1 protein-coding gene is annotated in these 502 nt (G+C 53.6%); it reads left to right on the forward strand.

Annotation, left to right across the window (positions count from 1 at the left end; translation table 11 throughout):
• Positions 1 to 210: 210 nt before the first annotated feature.
• The coding region (locus HT737_RS30825; protein ID WP_182404706.1) for a transporter substrate-binding domain-containing protein at positions 211 to 502 on the forward strand (292 nt) is incomplete at its 3' end.

The raw sequence follows: 502 nt of genomic DNA on the forward strand, positions 1-502 counted from the left end.
ATCTGTAATTAGTTGTCGCATTGAAGAAATATCGGCTTCGGGCCTGTCGTTAGAATGCCGATCACTTCGCTCATCGTGGCTGACGTTGAAACCCTGGTGGTTTCACCGGGAATTTCCCACCGATGCTGCACCGCTTTCCCGATTCACCCATTCGCATATTGGGCTGTCGCTCACTCTGCCGTTTTTGCCCTTTACCGATGGAGTCCCAAGATGAAGAAACTTGTGCTGCTTGGCGCCCTGGCACTGTCCGTGCTGTCGCTGAATTCCTTCGCTGATGAAAAACCTCTGAAGATCGGTATCGAAGCGGCTTACCCTCCGTTCGCTTCCAAAGCGCCGGATGGCAGCATCGTTGGTTTCGACTACGACATCGGCAATGCCCTGTGTGAAGAAATGAAGGTCAAGTGCCAGTGGGTCGAGCAAGAGTTCGACGGTCTGATCCCGGCACTCAAAGTGCGCAAGATCGACGCGATCCTGTCGTCCATGTCGATCACTGAAGACCGCA

Source organism: Pseudomonas sp. MD195_PC81_125, assembly GCF_014060985.1.
Lineage (GTDB): Bacteria > Pseudomonadota > Gammaproteobacteria > Pseudomonadales > Pseudomonadaceae > Aquipseudomonas > Aquipseudomonas parakoreensis.